The organism is Mesorhizobium sp. B3-2-1, from assembly GCF_006439515.1.
Classification (GTDB): domain Bacteria; phylum Pseudomonadota; class Alphaproteobacteria; order Rhizobiales; family Rhizobiaceae; genus Mesorhizobium.
The window spans coordinates 153,172-160,467 of sequence record NZ_VFTI01000013.1 but is presented as its reverse complement, the minus strand read 5'-3'; the positions used below and the strand labels follow the sequence as shown (position 1 = coordinate 160,467).

Annotated in this window: 6 protein-coding genes; all 6 read left to right on the top strand. The window is 64.0% G+C overall.

Features of this window, described 5'->3' with window-relative positions; genetic code table 11:
• The first annotated feature begins 222 nt into the window (after window positions 1-222).
• The 6 genes from rimP (at window position 223) to truB (ending at window position 7,296) form a co-directional block, all read left to right on the top strand.
• Complete coding sequence (rimP, locus tag FJW08_RS15855) at window positions 223-870, top strand: ribosome maturation factor RimP (protein WP_140757883.1); 648 nt, start codon at window positions 223-225, stop codon at window positions 868-870.
• A 49-nt stretch (window positions 871-919) separates the two neighbouring features.
• Complete coding sequence (gene nusA, locus FJW08_RS15850; RefSeq protein WP_140757882.1) at window positions 920-2,512, top strand: transcription termination factor NusA; 1,593 nt, start codon at window positions 920-922, stop codon at window positions 2,510-2,512.
• Window positions 2,513-2,550: 38 nt separating this feature from the next.
• Window positions 2,551-3,201 (top strand): RNA-binding protein, encoded by a 651-nt coding sequence (locus FJW08_RS15845; RefSeq protein WP_140757881.1) that lies wholly within the window; start codon window positions 2,551-2,553, stop codon window positions 3,199-3,201.
• Window positions 3,198-5,774 carry a translation initiation factor IF-2 gene (gene infB, locus FJW08_RS15840; protein ID WP_140757880.1) on the top strand — a complete coding sequence of 859 codons (2,577 nt, stop codon included), beginning with the start codon at window positions 3,198-3,200 and terminating at the stop codon, window positions 5,772-5,774. Before FJW08_RS15845 ends, infB begins: the two co-directional genes overlap by 4 nt.
• Before the next feature lie 125 nt (window positions 5,775-5,899).
• A complete protein-coding gene (gene rbfA, locus FJW08_RS15835) occupies window positions 5,900-6,310 on the top strand; it encodes a 30S ribosome-binding factor RbfA (RefSeq protein WP_027142034.1) in 411 nt (136 codons plus the stop codon).
• Complete coding sequence (gene truB, locus FJW08_RS15830; RefSeq protein WP_140757879.1) at window positions 6,310-7,296, top strand: tRNA pseudouridine(55) synthase TruB; 987 nt, start codon at window positions 6,310-6,312, stop codon at window positions 7,294-7,296. The genes rbfA and truB overlap by 1 nt, the downstream gene beginning before the upstream one ends.

The following is a 7,296-nucleotide window of genomic DNA, read 5'->3' as shown; positions in this document are numbered from 1 at the left end:
CTCCGAATCATGGGACCCCCATGGAATCAGATCAGTCGCAATCCCCAAAGCGCGTTAACCCGAGTTCGCAGCCCTGCTTTTGGCCGGTTGGGACTTGAAACACCAGCCCGGATCGTTTATATCGACCTCAAATTCTTGGTCGGTATGACGAAGAGTGGGTCCACCCGGTCCCGCTCTTTTTTATTACCTGCCGATAGGTTCGAAACGAACGACAGGCAATTGATGACTGCAACGGCAAGCGAAGGTGACGACCGCATCATCCGCGAAAGCGGCATCGATGCGCGCATTGCGCTGATCGTCCAGCCGGTGCTGCGCGGCATCGGCTTTCGCCTCGTGCGCGTGCATCTGTCCGGCCAGAACGGGCTGACGCTGCAGATCATGGCCGAGCGCGAGGACGGCACCATGACCGTCGAGGATTGCGAAGAGGTCAGCCGCGCGGTGTCGCCGGCGCTCGATGTCGATGATCCGATCGAAAAGGCGTATCATCTCGAAGTTTCCTCGCCCGGTATCGATCGGCCCTTGGTGCGCAAATCGGATTTCGTGACCTGGACCGGTCATCTGGTGAAGATGGAGACGTCGGTCGTCGTCGCTGACCGCAAGCGCTTCAAGGGCAAGATCGCCGAGGCCGGTGAGAACGACGTGCTGATCGAGCGCGACAAGGCGGCCTATGGTGAGGAGCCGACGGTGCGCGTGCCCTACGATGCCATTGCCGATGTCCGGCTGATCCTGACCGACGACCTCATTCGCGAAGCGTTGTCGAAGGACAACCGGGCGCGTAAGGAAGCCAAGAAACGCCGCGGTGAACCGGACGACGATGTGTCCGAAGGTGCGGAGCCGGACGCCACGGAAGAACACGAACAGGAAATTTGATTGAGCTGCCGGGCGCAAAGGTCCGGCGAACAAGCTCGGGAGAAAGAACATGGTTGTAAGCGCCAACAGACTTGAACTGCTGCAGATTGCCGATGCGGTCGCGCGTGAAAAGTCGATCGACAAGTCGATCGTCCTCGCTGCCATGGCCGATGCGATCCAGAAGGCGGCGCGTTCGCGTTATGGCCAGGAGACCAACATCCGCGCCGACATCAACCCGAATACCGGCGAGATGAAGCTGCAGCGGCTGATGGAAGTGGTCGAGAAAGTCGACGACTACGCCACGCAGATCGCCATTTCCTCGGCCCGAGAGCGCAATCCCGACGCCCAGCTTGGCGATTTCATCGCCGAACAGCTGCCGCCGATGGATTTCGGCCGCATCGCCGCCCAGTCGGCCAAGCAGGTCATCGTCCAGAAAGTGCGCGAGGCCGAGCGTGACCGCCAGTATGACGAATACAAGGACCGCATCGGTGAAATCGTCAACGGCACCGTCAAGCGCGTCGAATATGGCAATGTCATCGTCGATCTCGGCCGTGGCGAGGCGATCATCCGCCGCGACGAGCTGATCCCGCGCGAAAACTACAAATACGGCGATCGCGTCCGCGCCTATGTCTACGATGTGCGTCGCGAGCAGCGCGGTCCGCAGATCTTCCTGTCGCGTACTCATCCGCAGTTCATGGCCAAGCTCTTCACCATGGAAGTGCCGGAGATCTATGACGGCATCATCGAGATCAAGTCGGTCGCCCGTGACCCGGGCTCGCGCGCCAAGATCGCCGTCATCTCGCGTGATAGCTCGATCGATCCGGTCGGCGCCTGCGTCGGTATGCGCGGCAGCCGCGTCCAGGCCGTCGTCGGCGAATTGCAGGGCGAGAAGATCGACATCATTCCGTGGTCGCCTTCGGCCGCCTCCTTCATCGTCAACGCGCTGCAGCCGGCGGAAGTCGCCAAGGTCGTGCTCGACGAGGATGCGGAGCGCATCGAAGTGGTGGTTCCCGACGATCAGCTGTCGCTGGCCATCGGCCGCCGCGGCCAGAATGTGCGCCTTGCCTCGCAGCTCACCGGGTGGGACATCGACATCCTGACCGAGGCCGAGGAATCCGAGCGCCGTCAGAAGGAATTCGTCGAGCGCTCCGCGCTGTTCATGGAAGCCCTCGATGTCGACGAGATGGTCGGCCAGGTGCTGGCCTCCGAAGGCTTCACCAGCGTCGAGGAAGTCGCCTATGTCGATGCCGGCGAAATCGCCTCGATCGACGGCTTCGATGAGGATACCGCCTCTGAAATCCAGACCCGCGCCCGCGAATATCTGGAGAAGATCGAAGCCGAGCATGACGAGAAGCGCAAGGCGCTGGGCGTTTCGGATGATCTGCGCGAAATTCCCGGCGTCACCACCGCCATGATGGTGACGCTCGGCGAGGACGGCGTGAAGACGATCGAGGATTTCGCCGGCTATGCCGCCGACGACCTCACCGGCTGGAAGGAACGCAAGGACGGCGAGACCAAGGTCTATCCCGGCGTGCTGGCCAATCACGGCGTTTCGCGCGCCGATGCCGAGCAGATGGTTCTGGCCGCTCGCCTCAAGGCCGGCTGGATCACAGAAGACGAGCTTGCGGCCGAAGAAACGGCTGACGAAGCCGTTGGTGCGTGAGGTGAAACCGCATCGCACACAACCCGCCCTTGGACGAGATGAACGATCGCACCTGCATCGTCACCCGAAAACAGGCCGAACCGGATGAACTGATCCGGTTCGTCGTCGGTCCGGATTCGGCCGTCGTTCCCGATCTCAAGAGAAATCTGCCCGGCCGTGGTTGCTGGGTGAGTGCCGACCGCCTACATATCGAGAAGGCGGCGGCCAAGAACCTTTTTGCCCGCGCCTTCAAGGCACAGGTGGTCGTGCCGGCCGATCTCGGCGGCATGGTCGACGGGTTGCTCTCCAGATCCGCTCTGGGCATGCTGGGCCTTGCCCGCAAGGCAGGCGCGATTTCGCTCGGCGCTACCAAGGTCGAGAGCGCGGTGCGCGGCGGGCTGGCGCTTTTCGTGCTCCACGCAACCGAAGCGTCCGAGGATGGCGTACGCAAGATCAGCCAGGCGCGGCGGGCGACCGTCCATATAGGCGGCCCTTCCATCCTTGCCTACAAACTTTTCTCCGAGGCCGAGTTGAGCTTGGCATTGGGGGGTACAAATGTGATACATGCTGCCGTCCTCGCGGGAGACGCGGGTAAGGCGGTCCAGAAGCGCATGGTTGCGCTCGACCGATATCGGGGCGGAACCCCGGACGATCTTGCAATGCTTGCGGCCGTTGCTGACGAAGATGATGCTGCAGAGGATATGGAATGAACGATACGAAATCGGGCGACGACAAGACGTTGAGTGTTACGCCGAAGAAGACCTTGACGCTGAAGCGCCCCGGCATGGAACAGGGCACTGTGCGCCAGAACTTCTCGCACGGCCGTACCAAGTCGGTCGTGGTCGAGACCAAGAAGCGCAAGTTCTCGCTGCCCGGCGACAAGCCGGAGCTGGCTGCGGCTCCGCCTGCGCCCGTCTTCACGCCGAAGCCGGCGGTCGTGGCGGCACCCGTCGTGCAGGAAGCGCCCAAGGCGCCTCCGCCTCCGCCGCCTCCGGTCGAGCGCAGCGGCATGGTGCTGAACGAACTGTCGCGCAGCGAAATGGAAGCGCGCCGCAGGGCGCTCGAGGGCTCGAAGGTCCGCGAGGTCGAAGACCGTCAGCGCGCCGCCGAAGAGGCCAAGCGCCGCGCCGAGGACGAAGAGCGCCGCAAGCGCGAACGCGAGGACTCCGCGCGCCGCCAGGCCGAGGAAGAGGCACGGTTGCAGACCGAGGCCGAATCGCGCCGTCGCGCCGAGGAAGAGGCACGCCGTCGCGCGCCGCAAGCCGCTGAGTTGGCGACCGCCGACGAGGAGGAAGAGGCCAAGCCGAAGCGGGCGACCGCCGGTGCGCCGGTGCGCCGCCTGGTCACGCCCGAAGTGGCGCGCCCGGCCAAGCCCACCAAGAGCGAGGAAGACCGCCGCCGTGGCAAGCTGACGCTGAATTCCGCGTTGTCCGACGAGGATGCGCGGGCCCGTTCGCTGTCGTCGATGCGTCGCCGCCAGGAAAAATTCAAGCGCGCGATGCACAACGAGCCGCGCGAGAAGGTCATGCGCGAAGTGATCCTGCCCGAGACCATCACCATCCAGGAACTGGCGCAGCGCATGTCCGAGCGTGCTGTCGACCTGGTCAAGTACTTCATGAAGCAGGGCCAGATCCTGAAGCCGGGCGACGTCATCGACGCCGACACGGCCGAACTGGTGGCCACCGAATTCGGCCACACGGTCCGCCGCGTCGCCGAGTCCGACATCGAGGAAGGCCTGTTCAACATCGCCGACCGTCCGGAAGACCTCGTGTCGCGTCCGCCGGTTGTCACCATCATGGGCCACGTCGACCACGGCAAGACGTCGCTGCTCGATGCCATCCGCAACGCCAATGTCGTTTCCGGCGAGGCGGGCGGCATCACCCAGCATATCGGCGCCTATCAGGTCGAGAAGAACGGTCAGAAGATCACCTTCATCGACACGCCCGGCCACGCCGCCTTCACGGCGATGCGCGCCCGTGGCGCCCAGGCGACCGACATCGCCATCCTGGTGGTGGCCGCCGACGACAGCGTCATGCCGCAGACAATCGAATCGATCAGCCATGCCAAGGCGGCCGGCGTTCCGATCATCGTGGCGATCAACAAGATCGACAAGCATGATGCCGATCCGCAGAAGGTGCGCTCGGAACTCTTGCGCCACGAGGTGTTCGTCGAATCGATGGGCGGTGAAGTGCTGGACGTCGAGGTGTCGGCGACCAAGGGCACCAATCTCGACAAGTTGCTCGAAGCGATCCTGCTGCAGGCCGAAATCCTCGATCTCAAGGCCAACCCCGACCGCACCGCCGAAGGCGTCGTCATCGAGGCGCAGCTCGACAAGGGTCGTGGTCCCGTCGCCACCGTGCTGGTGCAGACCGGCACCTTGATGCCGGGCGACATCCTTGTCGCCGGCAACGAATGGGGCCGTGTGCGCGCGCTGGTCAACGATCGCGGCGAGCAGATCAAGGAAGCGCCGCCGGCAATGCCGGTCGAGGTGCTCGGCCTTCAGGGAACCCCGCAGGCCGGCGACCGCTTCGCCGTGGTCAACAACGAGGCCCGCGCCCGCGAGATCACCGAATATCGCCAGCGTCTGGCACGCGAGAAGGCGGTGGCCAGGCATGCCGGCCAGCGCGGCTCTCTCGAACAGATGATGTCGCAGTTGCAGACGAGCGGGTTGAAGGAATTCCCGCTGGTGATCAAGGGCGACGTGCAGGGTTCGATCGAAGCGATCAATGCTGCCCTGGACAAGCTCGGCACGGACGAAGTGCGTGCGCGCATCGTCCATTCCGGCGCCGGCGCCATCACCGAAAGCGACGTCTCGCTGGCGGAAACGTCCGGCGCGGCGATCATCGGCTTCAACGTGCGCGCCAATGTGCAGGCGCGTGCCGCGGCCGCGGCCGCTGGCATCGAAATCCGCTACTACTCGATCATCTACAACCTTGTGGATGATGTGAAAGCGGCTCTGTCGGGCCTGCTGTCGCCGGAGCGTCGCGAGACCTTCATCGGCAATGCCGAGATCCTCGAGATCTTCGACATCACCAAGGTCGGCAAGATCGCCGGCTGCCGTGTCACCGAAGGCAAGGTCGAGCGTGGCGCGGGCGTGCGCCTGATCCGCGACAACGTCGTCATCCACGAAGGCACGCTGAAGACCCTGAAGCGCTTCAAGGACGAGGTTTCGGAAGTCCCCGGCGGCCAGGAGTGCGGCATGGCCTTCCAGAACTACGAGGACATGCGCGTCGGCGACGTCATCGAGTGCTTCCGCGTCGAGATGGTGACCCGCACGCTCTGAGTTCGAGTGGCTTGTCGATATCGGGCGGCGGTCGAACGACCGCCGCCCCAGTGCTATTGAGAATGACCGTTTGAGACATGCGGCACGGTCCTATCCCGCGCCTCACGCTTTCAGGATTGAGAACAATGCCCCGTTCCACGACATCAAGCCCATCCCAGCGCATGCTGCGCGTCGGCGAGCAGGTGCGTCATGCGCTCTCCGAAACCTTGCAGCGCGGCGAGATCATCGACCCGTTGATTGAAAACTCGGTCGTTTCGGTCTCCGAAGTGCGCATGTCGCCCGATCTCAAGATCGCCACCGCCTTTGTTTCGCCGCTCGGCGCCAAGGATGCCGACGCGGTAATCGAGGCGCTGAACAAGCATGCCAAGTTCGTGCGCGGCCGTGTCTCGGGCGCGCTCAGGCAGATGAAATACATGCCGGAGTTCCGCTTCCGGCTGGATACCTCCTTCGACAATTTCGCCAGGATCAACGACCTCTTGAAGTCGCCCGAAGTGGCGCGCGATCTGGATAGCGACGACAACAAGGAAGAAGAATAATGGCGCGTCGCGGCAAGAAGAAGGGCCGGCCAGTCTCCGGCTGGGTGGTGCTGGACAAGCCGGTCGGCATGGGCTCAACCGAGGCCGTCTCCAAGATCAAATGGCTGTTCCAGGCCGAAAAGGCCGGCCACGCCGGCACGCTGGACCCTCTTGCCTCCGGCATGCTGCCGATCGCGCTCGGCGAGGCCACCAAGACCGTGCCCTACGTGCAGGACGGCGCCAAGGTCTATCGTTTCACCGTTGCCTGGGGCGACGAGCGCTCCACCGACGATCTTGAAGGGCCGGTGACGAAGAGCTCCGACCTGCGTCCGGCGGAAGCCGAAGTGCGGGCGCTGCTGCCGAAATACACCGGCGTCATCATGCAGACGCCGCCGCAATTCTCGGCCATCAAGATTGCGGGTGAGCGCGCCTACGACCTCGCCCGCGAAGGCGAGACGGTCGACATACCCGCACGCGAGATCGAGATCGGCCGGCTCGATATTGTCGAGCACAAGCCGGACCAGACGATTTTCGAAGTCGAATGCGGCAAGGGCACCTATGTGCGTTCGCTGGCCCGCGACATGGGCCGCGACCTCGGCTGCTTCGGCCACATCAGCGAGCTGCGCCGGGTCGAAGTCGAGCCGTTCACGCCGGACGACTTCGTCACCATCGCCGAACTCGAGGCCGCCCGCTTCGGCGCCACTGGCGATGAGAATTTGGAAGCGGCCGACGAAGCCGACCCGGCTGACGCGGTGGCCAAGCCGATCGACTTCGGCGCCATCGACACGCTCCTAGTCGACACCTCGGCTGCTCTCGACTGCCTGCCGCAGATCGCCATAAGCGACGATGCGGCGACAAAGATCCGCCTCGGCAATCCGGTCATCATCCGTGGCCGTGACGCGCCGGTGGAGGCCGAAGAGGCCTGCGCGACGTCACGCGGCAAGCTGGTCGCCATCGGCGCCATCGAGCAAGGCATGTTCAAGCCCAAGCGGGTCTTTGCCGGGTGA

Excerpts from the sequence above, each read along its gene's own strand:
- nusA (WP_140757882.1), top strand. The coding sequence starts at position 920 with ATGGTTGTAAGCGCCAACAGACTTGAACTGCTGCAGATTGCCGATGCG.
- infB (WP_140757880.1), top strand. The coding sequence starts at position 3,198 with ATGAACGATACGAAATCGGGCGACGACAAGACGTTGAGTGTTACGCCG.
- rbfA (WP_027142034.1), top strand. The coding sequence starts at position 5,900 with ATGCCCCGTTCCACGACATCAAGCCCATCCCAGCGCATGCTGCGCGTC.
- rimP (WP_140757883.1), top strand. The coding sequence starts at position 223 with ATGACTGCAACGGCAAGCGAAGGTGACGACCGCATCATCCGCGAAAGC.
- truB (WP_140757879.1), top strand. The coding sequence starts at position 6,310 with ATGGCGCGTCGCGGCAAGAAGAAGGGCCGGCCAGTCTCCGGCTGGGTG.
- FJW08_RS15845 (WP_140757881.1), top strand. The coding sequence starts at position 2,551 with ATGAACGATCGCACCTGCATCGTCACCCGAAAACAGGCCGAACCGGAT.